Annotated in this window: 16 protein-coding genes; 11 read left to right on the top strand and 5 right to left on the bottom strand. The window is 69.5% G+C overall.

The window, feature by feature from the left end:
* The first annotated feature begins 5 nt into the window (after positions 1-5).
* On the top strand, positions 6-1079 hold the full coding sequence (locus tag AABA78_RS19395) for a fatty acid desaturase family protein (RefSeq protein ID WP_338264563.1): 1074 nt from the start codon (positions 6-8) through the stop codon (positions 1077-1079).
* Positions 1080-1141: 62 nt separating this feature from the next.
* Here the strand turns inward: AABA78_RS19395 and AABA78_RS19390 are convergent, their stop codons facing one another.
* Entirely contained in the window at positions 1142-3622 is a 2481-nt protein-coding gene (locus tag AABA78_RS19390; RefSeq protein WP_338264561.1) for a DNRLRE domain-containing protein, read from the bottom strand.
* 246 nt (positions 3623-3868) lie between these two features.
* Here AABA78_RS19390 and AABA78_RS19385 point away from each other — a divergent pair, with 246 nt between their 5' ends.
* A complete protein-coding gene (locus AABA78_RS19385) occupies positions 3869-5215 on the top strand; it encodes an FAD-binding protein (RefSeq protein ID WP_338264559.1) in 1347 nt (448 codons plus the stop codon).
* Positions 5216-5218: 3 nt separating this feature from the next.
* Here AABA78_RS19385 and AABA78_RS19380 read toward each other — a convergent pair whose 3' ends face one another.
* Positions 5219-6181 carry a hypothetical protein gene (locus AABA78_RS19380; RefSeq protein ID WP_338264558.1) on the bottom strand — a complete coding sequence of 321 codons (963 nt, stop codon included), beginning with the start codon at positions 6179-6181 and terminating at the stop codon, positions 5219-5221.
* A gap of 204 nt (positions 6182-6385) precedes the next feature.
* On the opposite strand from AABA78_RS19380, the gene AABA78_RS19375 reads away from it, so the two are divergent.
* On the top strand, positions 6386-6760 hold the full coding sequence (locus AABA78_RS19375) for a hypothetical protein (RefSeq protein ID WP_338264556.1): 375 nt from the start codon (positions 6386-6388) through the stop codon (positions 6758-6760).
* A 25-nt stretch (positions 6761-6785) separates the two neighbouring features.
* The gene (locus AABA78_RS19370; RefSeq protein WP_338264554.1) at positions 6786-7076 is read left to right on the top strand and encodes a hypothetical protein; all 291 of its coding nucleotides are present in this window, start codon (positions 6786-6788) and stop codon (positions 7074-7076) included.
* A gap of 27 nt (positions 7077-7103) precedes the next feature.
* Here AABA78_RS19370 and AABA78_RS19365 read toward each other — a convergent pair whose 3' ends face one another.
* The gene (locus AABA78_RS19365; RefSeq protein ID WP_338264552.1) at positions 7104-8732 is read right to left on the bottom strand and encodes a leucine-rich repeat domain-containing protein; all 1629 of its coding nucleotides are present in this window, start codon (positions 8730-8732) and stop codon (positions 7104-7106) included.
* Positions 8733-8815: 83 nt separating this feature from the next.
* Here AABA78_RS19365 and AABA78_RS19360 point away from each other — a divergent pair, with 83 nt between their 5' ends.
* The 5 genes from AABA78_RS19360 to AABA78_RS19340 all read left to right on the top strand — a co-directional run bounded on the left by AABA78_RS19360 (position 8816) and on the right by AABA78_RS19340 (position 14815).
* Complete coding sequence (locus tag AABA78_RS19360; protein ID WP_338264550.1) at positions 8816-8998, top strand: hypothetical protein; 183 nt, start codon at positions 8816-8818, stop codon at positions 8996-8998.
* Between the two features lie 170 nt (positions 8999-9168).
* On the top strand, positions 9169-10380 hold the full coding sequence (locus tag AABA78_RS19355; RefSeq protein ID WP_338264549.1) for an acetyl-CoA C-acetyltransferase: 1212 nt from the start codon (positions 9169-9171) through the stop codon (positions 10378-10380).
* Between the two features lie 37 nt (positions 10381-10417).
* Positions 10418-12595: a 3-hydroxyacyl-CoA dehydrogenase NAD-binding domain-containing protein gene (locus tag AABA78_RS19350; RefSeq protein WP_338264547.1), complete on the top strand. Its 2178-nt coding sequence runs from the start codon at positions 10418-10420 to the stop codon at positions 12593-12595.
* Positions 12596-12890: 295 nt separating this feature from the next.
* On the top strand, positions 12891-13859 hold the full coding sequence (locus tag AABA78_RS19345; RefSeq protein WP_338264545.1) for a hypothetical protein: 969 nt from the start codon (positions 12891-12893) through the stop codon (positions 13857-13859).
* Positions 13860-13891: 32 nt separating this feature from the next.
* Positions 13892-14815 (top strand): diiron oxygenase, encoded by a 924-nt coding sequence (locus AABA78_RS19340; RefSeq protein ID WP_338264543.1) that lies wholly within the window; start codon positions 13892-13894, stop codon positions 14813-14815.
* A 31-nt stretch (positions 14816-14846) separates the two neighbouring features.
* Here AABA78_RS19340 and AABA78_RS19335 read toward each other — a convergent pair whose 3' ends face one another.
* Positions 14847-15452 carry a hypothetical protein gene (locus tag AABA78_RS19335; protein WP_338264540.1) on the bottom strand — a complete coding sequence of 202 codons (606 nt, stop codon included), beginning with the start codon at positions 15450-15452 and terminating at the stop codon, positions 14847-14849.
* Positions 15453-15652: 200 nt separating this feature from the next.
* Here AABA78_RS19335 and AABA78_RS19330 point away from each other — a divergent pair, with 200 nt between their 5' ends.
* On the top strand, positions 15653-16456 hold the full coding sequence (locus tag AABA78_RS19330) for a LytR/AlgR family response regulator transcription factor (RefSeq protein WP_338264538.1): 804 nt from the start codon (positions 15653-15655) through the stop codon (positions 16454-16456).
* Here AABA78_RS19330 and AABA78_RS19325 read toward each other — a convergent pair.
* A complete protein-coding gene (locus AABA78_RS19325; RefSeq protein WP_338264536.1) occupies positions 16407-18548 on the bottom strand; it encodes an ATP-binding protein in 2142 nt (713 codons plus the stop codon). The two genes, AABA78_RS19330 and AABA78_RS19325, sit on opposite strands and share 50 nt — an antisense overlap.
* Before the next feature lie 330 nt (positions 18549-18878).
* On the opposite strand from AABA78_RS19325, the gene AABA78_RS19320 reads away from it, so the two are divergent.
* Positions 18879-20801: a DUF4091 domain-containing protein gene (locus AABA78_RS19320; protein WP_338264535.1), complete on the top strand. Its 1923-nt coding sequence runs from the start codon at positions 18879-18881 to the stop codon at positions 20799-20801.
* The last annotated feature ends 37 nt before the right edge of the window (positions 20802-20838 follow it).

Here is a 20838-nt window from a genome sequence, read left to right as displayed (position 1 = left end):
CCGCCATGAACGACTCCTCCCCTTCCCTCCCCCTTCCCCCGGATGAAGCCAAGCGGCTCCGCTCGGAGCTGCGCCGCGTGCTGCCACCGGAGGCCTTCGAACGACAACCCCTGCGCGGCATCGTGGCGCTCTGCCTCGTGCCGGTGGAGGCCGCGCTCATCTGGGTGCTCGGCACCTGGACGCTGCCCCACTGGGCGTGCCTCCTCATCGCGTTCGTCCTGGGCCAGCTCGTCACCGCCGTGGGGCTCGCCGCGCATGAGGCCCTGCACCACTCGGTGTTCCACAGCCGCAGGCTGGAGAGCCTGCTGGGCTGGGTGGGCTTCGCGCCCTTCCTGGTGACGCCGGGCAACTGGAGGGCCTGGCACGTCCAGGCCCACCACAGCGCCGCCAACGTCCACGTGCGCGACCCGGACATCCTGCCGCGCAGGACGGACTGGCACACCCAGGCTTTCGCGAAGCTGTTCCACGCCATGTCCCCCGGCTCCGGGCACTGGCTGAGCTTCATCAGCTTCAGCGTCTTCTTCACCGCGCAGGGCCAGGCCTTCCTCTGGCACCACTGCCGGCTGCCCGGGTTCCAGCACGTGCACATGCACCGCGTCCGGGAGCGCGTGCTCACGCTGCTCGTCACCGCGGGGTGGGTGGCGCTCGGGTGGGTGCTGGGGCCCCGGGCCGCGTTCTACGCGCTGGTGCTCCCGCTGCTCATCGGGAACGTCACGCTGATGATCTACATCGCCACCAACCACTGGATGCAGCCCGCGTCCGAGGAGACGGACAACCCGTTCGTGAACACCGCCAGCGTGGAGACGCACCCGGTGATGAACTGGCTGCACTTCAACTTCAGCTACCACCAGGAGCACCACATCTTCCCGGCGCAGAGCCCGAAGTACGCCCCGCTCCTGCGCAAGCACCTGCGGGAAATCAGCCCCCAGTCCTCCATCGTCTATCCCCACCTGCGCGCCCTGCGCACGCTGTACCGCCGTCCGGCGCTCTACTCCGCGGATGGCCAGACGCTGATGGGCCGGGACGGCACGCCGGAGCTGTCCACCACGGAGCTGCGGCAGCGGCTCGAAGCCACCTGAGCGGATGCGAACGAGGCCCGGAACCGCGCCTGGGTTCCGGGCCCCTCACCTTCCAGAGGCCGCTACTTGCCGGGCCAGTTCAGCGCGCCCCGGCTCGTCACCGTGCCGGCGGGCACGCCCAGCACCTGCGCCACGTCCGCGGGCAGCGGGCTGCCGCTGAGGTACGCGGGGCTGGAGGTGCGCACGGCGTAGTTGCGCAGGGACTGGTTCACGAAGAACGGATCCCCACCCGACGCCAGGTCGTGACCGTGGGCCTCCCAGCCGTGGGCCGCGCGCATCGCGGCCAGCGACGTGTAGTTCACGCCGCCCGTGTCCACCCAGTTGATCAGCGACTTCCCGGTGCCGCCGGAGCGGTAGTAGCTGTTGTAGTCCATGGCCGAGAAGAACGTGTTCGGCCCGGTGTTGGTGAAGTTGTTGTCCGAGCGCGAGGCCTTGAAGGTGGTGATGTTCCCGCCGGACAGGAGGTTGTTCACCACCTGCACGTTCACCGTGTCCGGCCCGATGTCCGAGCCGCGCTTGTCCTGTTCGTTGCGGGAGTCGTCGTAAACCCACAGGTCGATGGCGGCGTTGTCCACGAGGGTGTTGTTGTAGATCTTCGTGTTCGCCGAGCACGTCTGGATGCCCGCGTATGTGTTGTCGTAGATGAGGTTGGACGCGATGATCCCCGTGTCCGATACCTCGTAGAAGATGCCGATCTTGTTGTTGCGGGAGATGTTGTTGACGATGACGCCGCCGCGGCAGTCCTCGTCACACCAGAAGCCCGCGCCGCCCAGGTTGTTCTCGAAGACGTTGTTGCGCACCGTGAAGCCGTTCATGTGGGCAATCTTCACGCCCGCCTGCGCGCACGAGCGCGAGCAGTTGGTGCCGAAGCGCTCCGTGTTGTTCGCATTGACGACGTTCTCCTCCAGCAGCAGCCCGTCCGCGACGACCGTGCCGGAGTTGGTGGAGCCGTTGGAGCCCACGGCGGTGAAGCCGTTGTTCGCGAAGACGGAGCGGCGCACCACGCCGCCCTGGGGCTTGATGCTCAGCGAGCCCGCCGCCATCCGCGTGAAGACGCAGTTCTCCACCAGCGAGTTCGTCGCGCCGATGTACACGGCCGCGCTCGTGGTGCCGCTGTACTCGTTCGTCGCGTACCGCCGGAAGCCCAGGCCCTTCAGCGCGTAGCCGGTGGAGCCCAGCACCAGGGCCACGGGGCGCGCGGCGACCTCCACCGTGTGGCCCGTGGGGTTCGTCGCGATGTAGAGGCGGCGGTTCGTCCAGTCATAGAAGAAGTTGCCCGGGGTGGCCTCCGCGAGCGTCTTCACCTCGTGCACGTAGGCCCCGTCGATGAAGACCATCTGCGGGTCGCCCGCGGCGGGGTTCGCCGGGTCGCCATACATGTCGAAGTGGCTGCACGGTCCGGTGTTCGTCGTCGGCTGGGCGTCGTACTTGTACTGGTAGTAGCCGCCGTTGCAGAAGCTGGGCGTGCTCCAGTCCATGAACCAGTGGCCCGCGCCGTCCGCGGTCCACGCCGAGGCGGGCTTGACGTCCGTGCCGTCGAACCAGACCTGTTCGTGAGGGTAGGCCTGGATCGTCATGGGCTTCGTCGCGACCCGGTAGTTGCCCGCGCCGTTGTTGAGCCAGTCGCGGTACGTGCCACCGCGCACGACGATGGTCCCAGCGGAAGGCACCAGCGCGACGGCGCGGTTGAGCGTGGCCACCGGGGCCGCCTGCGTGCCCGCGTTGCTGTCATTGCCGTTCGTCGCGAGGAAGATGGCGCCCGTGGGGATGGCGTAGTTCGTGTCCGGGATCGTCGCGCCCGTGTTGTCCAGGCCGGAGAGGCCCGGGTTGCCCGCCGGGCCCTGGCCGTCCGGCAGCGCGTAGGTCACGGTCAGCTTCGGGCGGTTCGCGAGCGTCGCGGCCTCCGACGAGTCCAGCTCCAGCCCGTCCAGGTTGGTGGGCGCGTCCAGCACGAAGCCCTGGTTCGTGCCCGCGTTCGCGACCCAGCCCTGCACGGCGGAGATGCCCGCCGCGTTGAGGTCCACGCCGTAGCTGCCCGTGGCCCCCGGCAGCAGCGTGGCGAAGGAGGTGGAGCCCCGGTCCGCCGAGCCGCTCGCGCCCGCGCCGCTCCACGGTGAGCCGGTGGCCGCGAGCGTCCAGGTGGCCTGCCCTTCCGTCCACGCACGGCCCGCGGCGTAGACGAAGTACCCCTCTCCCGTGGTGGAGTTGCGCACGTTGAAGGTCAACCGGACGGCCTGCACCGTCGCGTTCGCGGGGATGGCGCTCACGTCGAAGCGCAGCAGGCCATTCGACGTCTTTCCGGAACCCGTGGGGTAGTCACGGTCCAGGCGGATCAACCCGTCCGTTCCCAGGTTGAGGGTGGGGCTGTTCTCCGACAGCGTGGTGTCCGACGCGCCGGTGTACGCGGCCGACGGCGAGACCTGCTCCTGGAACGACACCGTCACCGGCGCCTCCAGGGCGCTGTCCACGGTGGAGAGGGCGTCCGCATCGGACGAAGGTACGTCGCCGCACGCCACCGCCAGCAGCAGGGGCAAGGATTTCAAGGGAGGAAACGAAGGCATCAGGAGGGGTCCGTTCAGGAAGCGACCTGCACGAGCAAGCCGAGCCAAAAAGAACGGAATTCTCGTAAATGCCTTAAATTTGTTGCGACGGCCGGGCACGGCAGTGGGGCAGACGCCCAGGCGGGCCCCGCTCCGACCGCAGAGGACTCACCCCTCGGCGGAACATTCCGCACCTTCCCTCAACGGAGGAGACGGATGCTCACGGAGTCGGTCACAGGGGGGCCCCGAGTGGAGGTCCCTTCACGAGCAGCAGCCCTTCACGAAGCGAAGGTGGAGGCCATCGCCCGGCAGCTGCGGCAGCGGAAGGGAAAGGGGCCCGCGTCCTTCAAGAAGAAGTCCCCGCCCCACAGCGTCCCCAAGCGGTTCGACTCGCGACGCCGCGATGAGAAGGTGGACCTGAGCGACCTGGATCAGATCCTCGACATCGACACGGTGGGGATGACCTGCACGGCGGAGCCCGCCGTCACCTTCGACGAGGTGGTGCGCGCGACGCTGCCCCACGGGCTCATTCCGTACATCGTGCCGGAGCACAAGACCATCACGCTCGGGGGCGCCATCGCGGGGTGCTCCATCGAGTCCATGTCCTTCCGCCAGGGCGGCTTCCACGACACCTGTCTGGAGTACGAGGTCATCACCGCGAAGGGCGAGGTGCTGCGCTGCTCCCCCCACGAGGATCCGCTCCTCTTCGAGATGATGCACGGCTCGTTCGGGACGCTGGGCATCCTGTCCAAGCTGCGCTTCAAGCTCGTGCGCTGCGCGCCCTACGTGCGGGTGACGAACGAGACGCACACGTCCCTGGAGTCCTTCCAGCAGGGCATCTGGCACCACTTCCAGAATCAGGGAGCGGACTACCTGGACGGGCAGATCTTCTCCCCCACGAAGCACGTGCTGTGCGTGGGCCACTTCGTGGACAAGGCGCCGTACGTGCACCGCTACGACTGGCTCACCGCGTACTGCGAGAGCATCCCGCGCCGCGCCGAGGACTACCTCCCGACGTACGACTATCTCTTCCGCTACAACCGCGGCGTCACGCACGTCAAACCGAAGAACCTTCTGGCGCGAGCGCTCTTCGGGAAGCTCATCCACTCCGACAGCGTGCTGAGGACCGCCAATCGCTTCACGCAGCTGCTGCCGAAGAAGGACCCGCCGGTCATCGTGGACGTGTTCGTCCCCTTCTCGCGCACGGCCGAGTTCATGGACTGGTACCACCGCGAGATGAAGCACTACCCCGTCTGGTGCGTGCCCTTCCGGCGGACGCGCGACTACGAATGGCTGACGCCCCAGTGGTGGTCCGGCATGAAGGACCCGCTGTTCCTGGACCTCGCCGTGTACGGCATGCCGCAGCCGCCGGGCCGCAACATCTACAAGGAGCTGGAGGACGAGCTCCAGCGCGTCAACGGCACCAAGACGCTCATCTCATACAACTACTACGACGAGGCGACGTTCTGGAGCCTCTGGAACAAGGACACGTACCAGGCCGTGAAGCAGCGCACGGACCCGGACAACCTCTTCCGGGACCTGTACACGAAGATGTGCAAGGCGGCGCTCGGCCTGGACTCACCCCCGGCCCACTGAGGCTCAGCTGAGCACGGTGCTCAGGTTCAGCGGACCGGCGGGGACGCCGACGTCATGGAGGGCGGGGTCGTCCTTCTCCGTCTGCCAGGCGTTGGCCTCCGTCACGGTCTTGCCGGTCGCCTCGTTGGTGATGGACATCCTGCCGTTGTGGCCCGCGGGGGCAATCTGGCTGGTGTCGAAGCCGCTCCAGCCGGTGCCGGAGTTCGCGAACGTGGCCTCGCCCCAGGTCTGACCGGAGTTCGCGCCGGGCTTCGCCGAGCCGTCCTTCGACGCGGCCCACGCCACGCTGCTGTTGCTGTCGAACGCCACCACCTGCGACTGGCCGGGCTGGAGCGTGAACGTCTTCGGCGTGCTCTTGTCGAAGTTCTGCCCGTCGTTCGGGTTGCCGTTCTCACCCGTCTTGTTCCAGAGGGTGATGGTCTGCGGCGCGTTCGTCTTGTTGGTGAACGTGTTCGTGTACTTGAACTGGTCCTTCTGGCCCGGGTCGATGAGCTGCATGTTGCTGTTGTAGGGCGACCCGACGTTGTTCTTGGCCAGCCACGGCGCGTTCGCGGGCGCGGGCTCGGTGGAGCCGGCGGACGGAGGGCCGAAGCCGGGGCCCGCGTCGCTGTTGTACGTGGGGTGCGCCGGAGCCGCCGCGCTCGCGGTAGGGGCCGCGCCCTCCGCACCGCCGACCATGGGAGCGGCGACCTGCGCGTCATCGCCCAGGTCACCCAGGGACGGCACCTCCATCGCCTTCACCAACTGCGAGAGCTGGCCCATCACCTGCGCCAGCTGCTTCTCGAAGTCACCGGAGGCACCGCCCACCCGGCCCGGCCCCTGCTCGAAGGAGTCCGTCATGAACATGCGCCGCAGGTCGTTGCGGGGCTGCTGCGCCTGGGTGCCCGCCACGCCCTGCGCCGGAGCGGCGGCGGGGCTCGAGAGGGGCTGGGAGACGGACGCGCGGTTCAGGGAGGAGATGGACATGCCGGGACCCAAGAGCACGGCACATGCCAGCCCCCAGGCCCCGGAGCCCTTCCATGAAATCAGTCACTTGCAGCACGAGCCCCCCGCGACGCGGCGCGTGGCCCGATGACGCGATTCATCACCTGATGTCTCAAGTCATCAGTCCAGACAGGAACGTGACAGCCACGTATTGACGGCTTTCCCAGGAGGCCATACAGCTCTGGCATGAACCTCAAGCGAAGCGCCGTCGTGTTGGGAGTTTCAGGGCTGCTGGCTGTCGTGCCCGGCTGTGGACCGGAAGCGCCGGAGGAGCGCTCCCCGGACGAGGGCCGTGGCAGCGTCACGCAGCAGGTCTACACGGACCACGCCATCGTCACCTGTCAGAGCGCGACGATGTACGGCAACTACTCGACGACGTCGGGGCCGAGGGATCCGATCCGCGTGCTCGGCTACGGCGACAAGGTCGGCATCCGGCAGGACGCGGGCACGGCGTCGTGGGCCGTCATCCTGGACTACGGCCCGGATGACTGGGGCTACCTGCTGCGCTCCTGCATGACCCGGTGCGTGGGCCCCAACAACCCCATCGCGGGCTGCTTCTGAATCCATGCCCGGAACGAGGACGGAAATGACGACGCTCCAGACGAAGCTCGTGCGCGCGGCCCTGGTCGCGCTTTGCGCGGTGGGCGCGTGGCAGGCCTTCCAGGTGAAGCCGGCGTGGGCCAGTTCGCGGCTGACGGTGTGCGCGCAGGACCTGTACGTCCGCGACGCGCCCGCGGGCATCTTCATCGGCACGCTGTACGCGAGGCAGACGATGGAGGTGACGAAGTACTCGCCCAGCGGCGAGTGGGCCTACGGCTTCGCCTATGGCCACGTGAACAAGTGGGGCTGGGTGCAGAACGGCTGGTTCTGCCAGTAGGCCCCGCACCGCAGTCCCGCGCCCAGCTCAGCCGGCGTGGGCCGCGAAGATGTCACGCAACCCCGCGATGAGCGCGTTGCCGGGATACGGCTCGCCCAGCGGTCCCAGCGCGTCGCGCAGCGCCCTGAAGAGCGCGTGGACGTGCCGGGGCTTTTCGCCGTTCCAGTCCAGGTGCCAGGCAAGGTGCTGGCTCTGCGCCCGGAACTTCTCCAGCGCCGCGTCATGGGGCGCCGCCGTAGGGAGGTTGATGCGCAGGAGCAGCGCCAGCAGCGCGAGGACCTCCGCGAAGTCATACCGGTCCGTCTTCGCGTCGTAGAAGGAGTCCTGGGGCACGGCCTCCGGACGGAACCAGTACCCGATATAGGCCGCCGCGTTCTCCTCGGCATGCCCCACGTCCACCTGGAGCTGGGCGTGCAGCTCCGGATCCACGTGCGTCACCAGCGACCTGAGGACCGTGGCCTTGCTCAAGGCCGTGCTGTCGAAGCGCCGCGTCGGCAGCGTGCGCAGCGGCGTTCCCTCGAAGGTGAGCACCTCCAGCTTCGGCAGCCGCGTGAGGACCTCCGGGAAGTCGAACATGAGCCTTACCTGCCGCCAGATCCCGAAGGCCCGCTGGACGTAGGCATGGGGGTTGTTGACCAGATTCACCCGCCGCAGCTCGACGCATCCGGCGAGCGATTCTGCCAGCCGCCAGAGGCAGTTGGACTCCAGGTCCAGGACCCGCAGCTTCTTGAGCTCGCCAATGGACTCGGGCAGTGCCAACAGGCCATTGCCCCGCAGGTCCAGCTCGCGAAGCTCCGTGAGCTGTCCCAGCTCCTCTGGAAGCGTGCGGAGGCTGTTGTGGCGGAGGTTGAGCTTCTCCAGCTTGCGGAACAGGAAGAGCTCCTCCGGCAGGGACGTGAGCCCTTTGTTCTCCAGCGTCAGGCTCTTGACCTTGTCGGGCTCCGCGAGCTTCTTCGCGACGAACTGGCGGAACGCCTCCCGGACGCTGGTGAACACGTCTCGGGCGATGGGCTTGCCCGCCGCCAGCAGGGCCCGCGCCTTCTCCAGCGAGACGCGGCCGTCCCTCTCCACCGCCGGGACGAAGACGCCCTTCGCTTCGTAGAGATTGCGCGTGTCCTCCACCCCGCCGGCCACCGCGAACACCTTCGCGTCCTGGCCCAGGTAGCGGTGCGCGTCGACGGAGCCCGCGACATTGAAGGCGTAATGCGAGGCAATCGTGCGGGCCTTGAGGTTGCCGCCCACGGAGACGCTGCCGTGGTTGTAGACCGCCACCAGGTCTTCAGTCGTCAAGTCGCCGGCGACATGGAGCCGAGCACCACCGATGGCGATGCGCTTCGCGACGAGGTTGCCGTGCACCTGGAGGAACGGCCCGAAGTCGTTCTCCCAGTTGAGCACGCAGCCCTCGACGGTGAGGTCGCCTCGCACGATGAGACCGGTGAACGGAGGCTCATCCTCGTCGTCCTGCGCGAAGATTCCCTGGCGGAAGTCCAGCCCCAGGTCGTAGGGCATGACGACATTCCCGGTGAGGACGAGCACGCGGTCCGTGTCATCCTCGCGATTGCCAGGGGCCTTCACCTCGTCGCGAACCTGGGACCAGGTGAGGATTTCGAACGGCAGGTCGCGTGCGGGAGACGGGGACGCCTTCTTCTTCGGCATGGTCCGTCCTTTACCTCATCCGGTCGGAGGGGGCGCGATGCGAGCGTGGACCGTCATCGCCTCGAATGGCAGGCTCATCCCGCATGGGGACATGGCTCAACGTGGCCTTCATCCAGTGCGCGGAGCCGGCCATCAAGACTGTGTTTGGCGGACCGAACGCCAGGCACTGCGACAACCGCTTCCTCGTGGAGACGCTCGTCCCGCATGCTCCCATGCCCGTGGATGGGTTCGTGCTGTACGCGGAAGCGTCCAACCCGCAGCCGTGAGCCCACTCCCGGGCGGCTGGAATCCGGCGGCCCTGGCGAAGCACTGGGTGTCCGACCCGGCTTGTCTCGGAGTGGACCGGTGCCTCCAGCGGTCCGGCGGGGACGGCGATATGAAGGAACCCGACGCCCGGTCCCTGTAGCGTCCTCCCCTTCTCACAAGGAGGCTCCCCGTGAGCCAGGAAGCATTCATCTTCGACGCGGTCCGTACCCCTCGCGGCAAGGGCAAGAAGGGCGCCCTGCACGGCACCAAGCCCGTGTCGCTGCTCGTCGGTCTGGTGGACGCGCTCAAGCAGCGCCACCCGACCCTGGACCCGAAGTACATCGACGACGTGGTGCTGGGCGTCGTGTCCCCCGTGGGCGACCAGGGCGCGGACATCGCCCGCACGCTGGTGCTGGCGGCCGGCCTGCAGGAGACGACGGGCGGCGTGCAGCTCAACCGCTTCTGCGCCTCCGGCCTGACGGCGGTGAACCTGGCCGCGCAGCAGGTGCGCTCCGGCTGGGAGCACCTGGTCATCGCGGGCGGCGTGGAGAGCATGTCCCGCGTCCCCATGGGCTCCGACGGCGGCGCGTGGGCCATGGACCCCGCCACCAACTACGACACCTACTTCGTGCCTCAGGGCATCTCCGCGGACCTCATCGCCACCATGGAGGGCTTCACCCGCGAGGACGTGGACCGCTACGCGGTGCGCTCCCAGGAGCTGGCCGCGAAGGCCTGGGCCCACGGCTACTTCCAGAAGTCCGTCGTCCCCGTCGTGGACCAGAACGGCCTGGTCGTCCTGGACCGCGACGAGCACATGCGCCCGGACTCCACCGTCGCCTCGCTGGGCCAGCTCAACGCGTCCTTCACGACCATGGGCGAGATGGGCGGCTTCGACGCGGTGGCGCTCCAGAAGTACCACGCGGTGGAGCGCATCAACCATGTGCACACGCCGGGCAACTCCTCCGGCATCGTGGACGGCGCGGCGCTGGTGCTGGTGGGCTCCGAGCAGGTGGGTCGGAAGCTGGGCCTCACGCCGCGCGCGCGCATCGCCGCCGTGGCCACCTCCGGCGCGGAGCCCACCATCATGCTGACGGGGCCGCTGCCGGCCACCCGCAAGCTGCTGGACATCGCGGGCCTGTCGGTGAAGGACATCGACCTCTTCGAGCTCAACGAGGCCTTCGCCTCCGTGGTCCTCAAGTACCAGAAGGACCTGGGCATCCCGGACGAGAAGCTCAACGTCAACGGCGGCGCCATCGCCATGGGCCACCCGCTGGGCGCCACCGGCGCCATGATCCTTGGAACCGTGGTGGACGAGCTGGAGCGGCGCAAGGCGCGCCGCGCGGTCGTCACCCTGTGCGTCGGCGGCGGCATGGGCGTGGCCACCCTCGTCGAGCGCGTCTGAACCCTCCCCCTCCTTTCAAAGACCTCCGAGCAAAGCCATGAGCGAACAGAACACCCTGCGCTGGGAACAGGACGCGGACGGCATCGTCGTCTTGACGCTGGACGACCCCTCCCAGTCCGCCAACACGATGAACGCCGCGTACGTGAAGTCCATGCGCGCGGCCGTGGACCGGCTGGTGAAGGAGAAGGCCACCGTCACCGGCGTCATCATCACCTCCGCGAAGAAGACCTTCTTCGCGGGCGGCGACCTGAACGACCTGCGCCGCGTGAAGAAGGACGAGGCGAAGCAGGTCTTCGAGCTGGGCCAGGAGATCAAGGCGCAGCTGCGCACGCTGGAGACGCTGGGCAAGCCCGTGGTCGCGGCCATCAACGGCGCGGCGCTGGGCGGCGGGCTGGAGATCGCCCTCGCCTGCCACCGCCGCATCATCGCGGACGTGAAGGGCGCGCAGGTGGGCCTGCCGGAGGTGACGCTGGGCCTGCTGCCCGGTGGCGGCGGCGTGGTGCGCACCGTGCGCATGCTGGGCATCACCGACGCCCTGATGAAGGTGCTGCTCCAGGGCCAGCGCTACCGTCCCCAGGAGGCGAAGGACCTGGGGCTGGTGCATGAGGTGGTGCCGTCCGTGGACGCGCTCCTGCCCGCGGCGAAGGCGTGGGTGAAGGCGAACCCGACGGCGCAGCAGCCGTGGGACCAGAAGGGCTACAAGATTCCCGGCGGCACGCCGTCCCACCCGGCGTTCGCGGCCAACCTGCCCGCGTTCCCCGCCAACCTGCGCAAGCAGCTCAAGGGCGCGAACATGCCCGCGCCGCGCGCCATCATGGCGGTGGCGGTGGAGAGCACGCAGGTGGACGTGGACACGGCGTTCACCATCGAGTCGCGCTACTTCACGGAGCTGGTCGTCGGCCAGGTCGCGAAGAACATGATGCAGGCGTTCTTCTTCGACATGCAGCACATCAACTCCGGCGGCGGCCGCCCCAAGGGCTACCCGCAGCACACCGCGAAGAAGGTGGGCGTGCTGGGCGCCGGGATGATGGGCGCGGGCATCGCCTACGTGTGCGCCAAGGCCGGCATCGACGTGGTGCTCAAGGACGTGAGCCTCGCGGCCGCGGAGAAGGGCAAGGGCTACTCCGTCAAGCTGGTGGAGAAGGCCGTCGCCAAGGGCTCCACCACGAAGGAGAAGGGCGACGCGCTCCTCGCGCGCATCACCCCCGCGGAGGACCCGGCCGCGCTCGCGGGCTGCGACCTGGTCATCGAGGCCGTCTTCGAGGACGTGAAGCTCAAGCACAAGGTCTTCCAGGAGATTCAGGGCGTGGTGGCGCAGGACGCGGTGCTGGGGTCCAACACCTCCACCCTGCCCATCACCCTGCTCGCGGAGGGCGTGTCCCGGCCGCCGGACTTCGTGGGCATGCACTTCTTCTCCCCCGTGGACAAGATGCCGCTGCTGGAGCTCATCGCCGGCAAGCAGACGAGCGACGCGACGCTGGCGAAGGCCATCGACATCGCGGTGCAGATTGGCAAGACGCCCATCGTCGTCAATGACAGTCGGGGCTTCTTCACCAGCCGCGTGATTGGCACCTTCCTCAACGAGGCCATCGCCATGGTGGGCGAGGGCATCGCGCCCGCGTCCATCGAGCAGGCGGGCCTCCAGGCGGGCTACCCCGCCGCCCCGCTCCAGCTGGTGGACGAGCTCACGCTGACGCTGCCCCGGAAGATCCGCCAGGAGACGAAGGCGGCCGTGGAGGCCGCGGGCCAGCCGTGGCAGGAACACGGCAGCTACGCGGTGATGGACGCGATGGTTGAGCAGCACGGGCGCAAGGGCCGCTCCACGGGCGGCGGGTTCTACGACTACGCGGACGGCAAGCGCACGGGCCTCTGGGAAGGGCTCACGAAGCACTACACGAAGCCGGGCCACACCATCCCCTTCGAGGACATGAAGGAGCGGATGCTCTTCGCGGAGGCCATCGACACGGTGCGCTGCTTCGACGAGGGCGTCCTGCGCTCGGTCGCGGACGCGAACGTGGGCTCCATCCTGGGCATCGGCTTCCCGCCCTGGACCGGCGGCGTCGTGCAGTACATCAACGGCTACGAGGGCCCGTCCGGCACGGGGCCGCGCGGCTTCGTCACCCGCGCGCGCCAGCTCGCGGAGCGCTACGGGAAGCACTTCCTGCCGCCCGCGTCGCTCGTCGCGAAGGCGGAGCGCGGAGAGCTGCTCGAGTAGCCCCCACAGAGGGGCCGTCCCATGAGGTTCCAGCAGGAGCTTGACGTGAAGGCGCTCGTCGCAAGGCAGCGTGCTTGTTCCGGCCCCCACGTCACGCTCCCGCCGGGGCGCTCAATACGCACCGCGTTAGCGTTGAAGTGACGCCTGGCCATGTGTTGGCTTGTTGCGGGTTTTGCGCTCCTGGCCGGATAGACCTGTCCAGGTCGGTTCAACCCCTCACGTCAGGGTAAAGGCTTGCGGGAGCCACGCTCGTTAGGCTTCGCAGTCGTCGCAATTCCCTGTGGGGGGGATTCACATGAAGACACAGACGTCGAGCATGGGCCGTGCCGTGGCGTGCGTATGCCTGGGGCTGCTTCTGGGCGCGGCGGGTTGCGCCGGGAGCGAACCGGACGCGTCGACGCCCCCGGAATGGGGCGAACTCCCACAAGAGGTCATCGTGGCCAACGGCCTGTCCACCAATGGGCTCTCCACGAATGGCTTGTCCACCAATGGGCTGTCCACGAATGGCCTGTCCACGAATGGGCTCTCCACCAACGGGCTGGCGGCGACCTCATTCACGGCCTGGTTCAATGGCAACGCGTCCGTCAGCTACTCCGACATGGTGATGAAGTACGTCGTCGCGTGCGCCCTGCCCGCCGGCCAGACGCGCGTCTGGACCAACCCCACCACGGGCGTCACCTATACCTGGCCGGGCCGCCTGGGGCTGGCCACCGCCTGGGCGCAGGGCGCCGCCGCCACCGTGGCGGAGCAGCAACGGCTCTCCGCGTGCCTCGCGGCGCACGTCAACAAGCTGGGCGTCTCCGTCCCCATCTCGGTCCGGGGCCGCGACTCCACGGGGGCCGCCATCCCGGTGACGTCCAGCGAGGCCGCGGACTACCCGGAGAAGGAGGCCTGCTTCTTCGGCAACCTGTTCACCGGCGAGGGCATCTACGTCGGCAGCGACCGGACCCTGAAGAAGGATGAGAGCACCACCCGGGGCTGCGCGCTCTCCGCCAAGGGGACCGGTGAGGACACGGGGTGCGCCCCGCTCCAGCACGTGGGCACGTGCGCGAGCGTCTGCACCCGCGATGCGACGCACTCCTTCTGGGAGCGCTGTGCCATCAACGGCGTCTCCTATCAGCCCATCACCACCCAGCTGCGTCCCCAGGACATCTACAGCTGCGGGGATGGCGTCTGCCAGGTCACCGAGTCGTGCGGCACGGGCAAGACCTACGACAGCTGTGCCTTTGATTGCTCGACCTGCGGCACGCGCTCCCGGCATTGACTGGCAGCCGGAAACCTCTGTTTGATTGATGAATGCTCAATCAAACGCCGGAGTACCAGTCCTGTATCCAGAGTTCCGAACGGGTGTCCTGGCGTCTGGATGAGCTGTTGCCCAAGGACACCGTGCTCGACTTCAGCCGCCGGTTCCTCTCGGATGCGCTGACAGGCACGGAGGCCATTCCCTTCCTGAGCGCGGAGGAGCGGCTGATGTTGAATCACATCCGCTCCAACAGCTACGCCCACCTGTTCCTGTTCCTGGAGGAGTACGCCGTCGCGCTGGCCGCCCAGCGCGCCGGCCTGGAGCTGCACGGGAACGCCACGCACATGCGCGCGCTGCTGCGCTTCACGGAGGAGGAGCTGAAGCACCAGCAGCTCTTCGCGCGCTTCACCGACGCGTTCGCGAAGGGGTTCAAGGTCGCCCCGGCCCTGCTCGACAACCAGGTGGAGGTGGCCCGGGCCATCATGGCGAAGTCGAACCTGGGAGTGCTCATCTTCAACCTCCACATGGAGCTGATGACGCAGCAGCACTACCTGGAGACGGTGCGCGGGAACCAGGACGAGACGTTGGATCCGCTGTTCTGCGACCTGCTCAAGCACCACTGGCTGGAGGAGGCGCAGCACACGCGGCTGGACTTCCTGGAGGCCCAGAAGATCCTCGCCAGGGCGCCCGACACCCTGGACGCGGCCCTGACCGAGTACGCGGAGCTGCTCCAGGCGCTGCGGGGGACGCTGAACGCCCAGCTCGCGTTGGACCTCCAGACGCTGGAGAAGGCGGTGGGGCGCACCTTCACGCCCGCGGAACGCCAGCAGCTGTCCGAGTCCCAGGAGCGTTCGTACGTCTGGGGCTTCATTGGAATGGGGATGAAGGCGCCCCTCTTCCTCTCCCGCCTGCGCGCGCTCTCCCCCGTCGCGGAGCAGCGCGTGCTGGAGCTGGCCCCGACGTACTACTGCGCCTGAGCGCCGGGGCCCTGCCCTGCCGTGACGGCCGTCAGAGCACGCCCGCGGACGCCTTCGCCTGCGTCTTGGCGAAGACCTCCCGCAGGCGGGTGGCGACCTTGGGCATCACGTCCTCGAAGGCGAACTCCGCGGACTGGCGCAGGGCCTCCTCTCCCGCGAGCGCCCCGCCCATCCACGCGGTGGCCGCCTTGCTCTTCTGGGACTCCCCTTCGATCAAGTCACTCACCTGGACGGCGTCCTGGCTCCCCCGGGAGCGCACCGTCAGCTTCAGCTGCGACACGAAGCCGCCGCCGTTGACGTCGAAGTACTGGATCTCCGGGACGATGAGCACGTCCGCGTCACCCAGGTCGTCGGGGCTGGAAGCCTCCTGCACGGACTGGAAGACGGTGCCCATCATCTGCGGGAAGCTGCGCGTGAGCGCTTCGCCAATGGTGATGTTCCAGGTGTGCCCGGCGCCCAGGACGAAGTAGCTGTCCGAGTCGATGCGCGCCTTCTGCTCGGGGGAGATGAAGTAGCGCGCGCGCAGCGCCAGCGGCTTCCCCGCGGTGGACATGGGCGCGGGGCTCGGCCGCACCTGGTGGGTACAGCCAACCAACGAGAGCAGCGCGAACAAGGAGACAACCAGGGCTTTGGACATGGCGCCGTCATAGCCCACGCGCCGCACCCACCCCATTGCACGCGGGAACGATGGGGCGCGGGATGTCTGGGTAATCCGCCACCCATGCCCCTGGCGGCCCTGGGTCCAGACAGCCGTCACGCCGCCGTCACGCGCTCCCTGCATGACACGAAACGGCCCGGACCGGGGGTGAGCTGGCATTGGAGCCAGGGAGGAAGAGGATGGTCTTTCAAGAAGCGTTGTTCGAGTCGATGCCCATCCGCGTAGGAGTGGTGGACGGTGAGTCCGAGGCCCAGCGGCACGTGTGGCCGCTCCTGGAGGCCGATGCCGACGTGCGCGTCACGGCGGTCCACGCCACGGGAGGCGCCGCCGTGGAGGCCCTGCGGCGCGAGCCCGTGGACATCCTCTTCCTGGATGCGGCCCTGGCGGACATGGACGGCTTCCAGGTGCTCCACGAAGCGGGGAGCGGCTGCGCCCAGGCCGTGGTCTTCATGGACGCGCGGGAGGAGCACGCGCTGCGCGCCTTCGAGGCCGGCGCGCTGGACTACCTCCTCAAGCCCCTGGTGCCACAGCGCTTCGTCCAGGTGCTGGGCCGCGCGAAGGAGCACGTGCGCCGGGAGCGCATCCAGCACCTCGTCCTCCAGCTCGCGGGCCTGGTGAAGGCGCGCCCGGAGCCGTCCCGTGCGCCGCGCTACCTGGACCGGCTGGCCATCCGCGAGGTGGGCCGGGTGACGCTGCTCTCCGTGGACGACGTGGACTGGATGGCGGCGGAGGACAACTACGTCCAGGTGCACGTGGGCGGGCGCGGCCACCTGCTGCGTCAGCCGCTGCGGGAGCTGGAGGCCCGGTTGGATCCAGAGCGCTTCGTCCGCATCCACCGCTCCACGCTCGTCAACCTCCAGCGGGTCCAGGAGCTGCGCCCGCTGCTCCATGGCGAGTACCAGGTCATCCTGCGCGACCGCACCACGCTGAAGCTCAGCCGGGGCTACCGCGAGCGTCTGGGCCTCCTGATGGCCCAGGGGTGAGGACTCCCGCCGACGCGGACTGGAGCCGGCACCGGGCCTCCGCGGCCCGCGCCCGCACGGCGTCCTCGTGCTGTCCCAGGGACTGCATCAGGGCCGCGGCCCGCGCGTAGTGCTCCGCCGCCAGCTCGGGCGGCAGCACCTGTTCGTCGGAGCGCGCGGACGTCAGCAGGTGCGGCAGCGCGCGCTCGGTCCACCCGGCCTCCAGCCAGTGGTGCGCCAGGAGGATGGAGGGGGCGCCGTCCTCCTCCAGCACCGTGGCGAGCCGGGCGTGCAGCACGCGGTCCTCGCCGGGCCCCATCCCGGCCCGCACCGCCTCCATCACCAGGTCGTGGCTGAAGCGCTCGCCCATCAGGACCTGGGCGGCCTCCAGCTCCGCGAGCGCCTCGTGCGCGTCCGCCGGCTTCACCTGGAGCACCCCGGGCACGAGCGAGGTCCGGAAGAAGGCCCCCGCCAGCGCCGCCAGCCGCGCGCACTGGAGCGCCAGCGGTGACAGCCGCTCCAGCCGCCGCTGGATGAGGGGGCCCACGCGTCCCGGGGGCGGCAGCCGCTGGGGCCATTCCCGCTGCAGCGAGTCCGTCTCCAGCAGGTGCTTCAGGGTCTCCACCACGTACAGCGGGTTGCCGCCCGTGTAGCGGGCCAGGGCCTCCACGTGCGCCTCCGCGCCCCCCAGCCCCATGCCCGCCACCATGCGCCTCACGTCCTCGTCCGTCAGCGCGTCCACTTCCACGATGCGCGCCAGACCCGCCTCGACGAGCCCTGTCACGTGCATCCGCGCGTCGGGCGACAGCTCTCCCCGGCGGTAGCAGTCGATGAAGCGAAGGCTCCGGGCGCCCCGGGGGGCGGCGTCCGCCAGCCGGGAGAACGCGAAGGTGAAGGCCCTGGCGCTGGCCGTGTCCCAGTACTGCACGTCGTCCGCGACGCTGATGTCCTCGTGTTCGTGGAGCAGGTGGAGCGCCGCGACGATGGCGTCGTAGAAGCGCAGCATGCCGGCCTCGGAGGACAGGGGCGGCAGCAGCCGCGGCTCTCCCAGCTCCGGGAGGATGCGCGACAGCTCCGTGCGGACCCAGTCCGGCAGCTTCACGTCCGGCCAGCGCCGCAGCTGCGTGCGGAAGGCGCGCGCCTGGGAGGCGAACGGCACGTCCCGGTCCCCTGCCCGCGCCTCGATGCGTCCCCAGCGGCCCTGCGTGGCCGCGAACTCCTCCGCGAGCCGCGTCTTGCCGCTGCCGGGCTCGCCGGAGATGAACAGCAGCTGGCCCGCCTCCCAGCCGGCCTCCAGCTGCCGCCACGCGGCCTCCCGGCCCACGAGCACTGGCGGGCGCAGCACGGACAGCGGCAACGCGGAGCGCGTGCCCGGCGGGGAGGGAGGGCGAGGCGTGGCCCTCTCCACCTCCCGCACCAGCGCGAGCGTCTCCGGCATGGGGGTGACGCCCAGCTCCCGGTCCAGCACGCCGCGCAGGTGTTCGAAGGCCGCGAGCGCGGCGCCCCGGTCGCCCTGGAGGTAGTGCAGGCGGATGAGGTGGCGGCCCGCCTGCTCGGATTCGGGCTCCTGCCGCGCCCACGCCTGCGCGAGCCCCAGCGCGGCGGTCCAATCCCCCGAGGCGGTGAGCCAGGCGATGCGGGCCTCGCGCGCCTCACGCACCCAGCCGTCGACGCCCGCGCGGGCGCCGTCCAGCCAGCGCGCCAGCTCCGGGCAGTCGTCGAAGTCGAAGCCCGCCAGCAGCGTGCTGCCTTCGGCCCCGACGGCCTCCAGCGCCTCCGCGGGGGCGCGGGCTCCGGCGGCGGCCTTGAGGCACGCGGCGTCCACGGCCGAAGGCGAGACCAAGGCCAGCCGTTCGGTGTCGCCTTCCACCAGGGCCTCGTCCCCCGTGGCCAGCCGCAGGCGGCGCAGCAGCTGCCGCAGGTTGCTGCGCACCGTCGTGGGCGGCGAATCCGGCCACAGCAGGGCCGCGAGTGGGAACTTGGGCGAGGGGCCCTGCAATGACAGCCACGCCAGCAGCGCCGCGGTGCGCCGCTCCAACCGCACCTGTTGACCGTCGGGGCCGCACAGCCGCGCCAGCCCCAGGACCCGCACCCGCCATTCACTGCCAGCCACCGGAGCTCTCCCCAGGCTTCGCGCCGTCATTCGAGCGGCGCACCCTACTACCGGCGTGCCCAAGCCCAGACGGTCATCCCCTCAGCCAACCCCATTCGTTGCACGCGGCAAGCATCCCCGTACGGGAGGACTTCAATCCTCCGCTGTCGCGGTGATGGGCCGTTGGCGCCAGGCGTGGGTGCGGGCCGCCGGCGGGCTCATGCAGCCCGCCCCTCCCGTTGGGGCATGGCGCCATCCTTCACCAGACAAGCCGCTGGGGGCTGGTGGGCCTGGGTAATTGATCAACCGGGACGGGTGGAGCTGTTCACTGTCCGTGCCCATTCATTTCCCATGCTGGGTATTCGACAGTGCGGCCTGGGGTTGTTGTTGTCATTGTCCATGGCCTTGCCGGTGTTCGCGGCCGGCCCCGCGGTGTGGGGCGAGGGGGCGATGGTGAAGGTCCGTCCCGACGACACCGTCCCCGGGAGCAACACCGAGGTGCGGCTCACCGCCGCGCGCAACGAGTTCGCCTCCTTCCAGGTGGCACTGCACGGCGCTGAAGTCGGCCTGCGGGGCGTGCGCGCCCGCCTGCCCGCGCTGGAAGGGCCAGGGGTGATCACGGCGCCGGACGTGACGCTGTACCGGCAGACCTACCTCACGGTGCGGCAGGCGTCCGTGCAGGGGCAGGCGACGGGGCGATGGCCGGACGGGCTGGTGCCTGACACGGACGAGGTCGCCCGGGAGACGCGCAATGCCTTTCCCTTCGACGTGCCCGCGAACGAGGCTCGCGCCCTCTGGGTGGACGTGCACGTGCCGCAGGACGCGCCGCCCGGCGACTACGTGGGCACGGTGACGGTGGAGGCGGACGGAGGCTTCCAGCGGCAGGTGACGGCGAGGCTGACGGTGGTGGACGCGGTGATGCCGGGCACGTCCTCGCTGTCCACCGCGTTCCTGCTGTCGCCGGTGCAGCTGTGCCGCGCGCACATGGGCCGGGACGACTGTTCCTCCGACGAGCTGCAACCCCTGCTCACGCGCTACCAGCAGCTGGCGCTGGAGCACCGCATCACGCTGCCCAGCATCTTCCTGCGCACGCCCTGGCCTCCGCCGTGGGGGGACTTCGACGCGACCTGGGGTCCCTACATGGATGGCACCGCGCCCACGCTGCTGTCCGGCGCGCGGATGACGAGCCTGGAATACGAAGGCCCGCTCGTCGCCGAGGACCTGCAGGACTTCACCGAGCACCTGCGGCAGCGCGGCTGGCTGGACCAGGGCTTCGTCCAGCTTGGCGACGAGCCGCCCTACGGTTCGACGTTCGAGGAGGTGCACGCCGCGGGAGAGCTGGTGCGGCGGGTCGCGCCGGGCCTTCGCACCCTGCTGACGACGAACTCCCTCCAGCTGAAGAACAACAGCCTGTCCCCCCTGGTGGACGTCGTGGTGCCGCTGGTGAACCACCTGGACGGCACGGAGCCCGGCTTCGTGGGGGACCAGGGCGCGACGTACACGGAGTTCCTCTCGCGTCCCGGGACGCAGATGTGGACGTATCAGAGTTGCATGAGCCACGGCTGCGCGCCGGGGACCAGCATGCCGGAGAACCTGCCGGGGGCGGGCTGGCCGTCGTACATGGTGGACCGCTCGGCGGCGAAGGCGCGCGCGATGGAGTGGCTGACCTTCCTGCACGGCGGGAAGGGTGAGCTGTATTACGAAACCGCGGGCATGCTCCACACGGCGTGGACGGACCAGTACCACTTCAATGGCAATGGAGACGGGACGCTGTTCTACCCGGGAACTCCGTCAGTCATTGGCGGGCGGACAAACGTGCCGGTGGCGTCGCTGCGCCTGAAGCTCATCCGCCAGGGCATGCAGGACTACGAGTGGCTCAAGGCGGTGAGCGACGCGGGCGACCCGGACTTCGCGCACCAGGTGGCGCGGGAGCTGATCCCCACCGCGTGGCAGGTCCCGGACGACGGCGCCGCGTTCGATGCCGCGAGGCTGCGGCTCATCCAGCGCTATCAGGAGCTGACCGCGAACAACCCCTCCGCGCCGAGAATGGGCCCGCCGGCTCCGGCTCCGGCTCCGACCCCGGATCCGGCTCCGGGGCTGGTGGAGGCGCCAGCTCCGGACGGGCAGGTGGCGCCGGGCACGCCCGCGGCGGTGGGCGGCTGCGGCGCGGGCCCGGGGGACTCCGCGGCGGTCGCGGGAGGCCTGCTCTGGGCCGCCTGGGTGCTGGGGAGCGCACGCCGGACGCGCAGGCGAGGGTCGTCCCGGAGGCCGTGAGCGGCGAAGCGCTTCGAGCCGCACCGGGACGCCACGC

The organism is Corallococcus caeni (assembly GCF_036245865.1).
In the GTDB taxonomy this organism is placed as follows: Bacteria; Myxococcota; Myxococcia; order Myxococcales; family Myxococcaceae; genus Corallococcus; species Corallococcus caeni.
Note: the sequence above shows the minus strand (reverse complement) of the source record. Positions and strands in the feature narration are given on the sequence as shown.

What these genes read in the sequence shown, in the direction of transcription:
- AABA78_RS19395 (WP_338264563.1), top strand. Translation starts at nt 6, where the DNA reads ATGAACGACTCCTCCCCTTCCCTCCCCCTTCCCCCGGATGAAGCCAAG.
- AABA78_RS19380 (WP_338264558.1), bottom strand. Translation starts at nt 6,181, where the DNA reads ATGTCCATCTCCTCCCTGAACCGCGCGTCCGTCTCCCAGCCCCTCTCG.
- AABA78_RS19375 (WP_338264556.1), top strand. Translation starts at nt 6,386, where the DNA reads ATGAACCTCAAGCGAAGCGCCGTCGTGTTGGGAGTTTCAGGGCTGCTG.
- AABA78_RS19370 (WP_338264554.1), top strand. Translation starts at nt 6,786, where the DNA reads ATGACGACGCTCCAGACGAAGCTCGTGCGCGCGGCCCTGGTCGCGCTT.
- AABA78_RS19365 (WP_338264552.1), bottom strand. Translation starts at nt 8,732, where the DNA reads ATGCCGAAGAAGAAGGCGTCCCCGTCTCCCGCACGCGACCTGCCGTTC.
- AABA78_RS19360 (WP_338264550.1), top strand. Translation starts at nt 8,816, where the DNA reads ATGGGGACATGGCTCAACGTGGCCTTCATCCAGTGCGCGGAGCCGGCC.
- AABA78_RS19350 (WP_338264547.1), top strand. Translation starts at nt 10,418, where the DNA reads ATGAGCGAACAGAACACCCTGCGCTGGGAACAGGACGCGGACGGCATC.
- AABA78_RS19345 (WP_338264545.1), top strand. Translation starts at nt 12,891, where the DNA reads ATGAAGACACAGACGTCGAGCATGGGCCGTGCCGTGGCGTGCGTATGC.
- AABA78_RS19340 (WP_338264543.1), top strand. Translation starts at nt 13,892, where the DNA reads ATGCTCAATCAAACGCCGGAGTACCAGTCCTGTATCCAGAGTTCCGAA.
- AABA78_RS19335 (WP_338264540.1), bottom strand. Translation starts at nt 15,452, where the DNA reads ATGTCCAAAGCCCTGGTTGTCTCCTTGTTCGCGCTGCTCTCGTTGGTT.
- AABA78_RS19330 (WP_338264538.1), top strand. Translation starts at nt 15,653, where the DNA reads ATGGTCTTTCAAGAAGCGTTGTTCGAGTCGATGCCCATCCGCGTAGGA.
- AABA78_RS19320 (WP_338264535.1), top strand. Translation starts at nt 18,879, where the DNA reads ATGCTGGGTATTCGACAGTGCGGCCTGGGGTTGTTGTTGTCATTGTCC.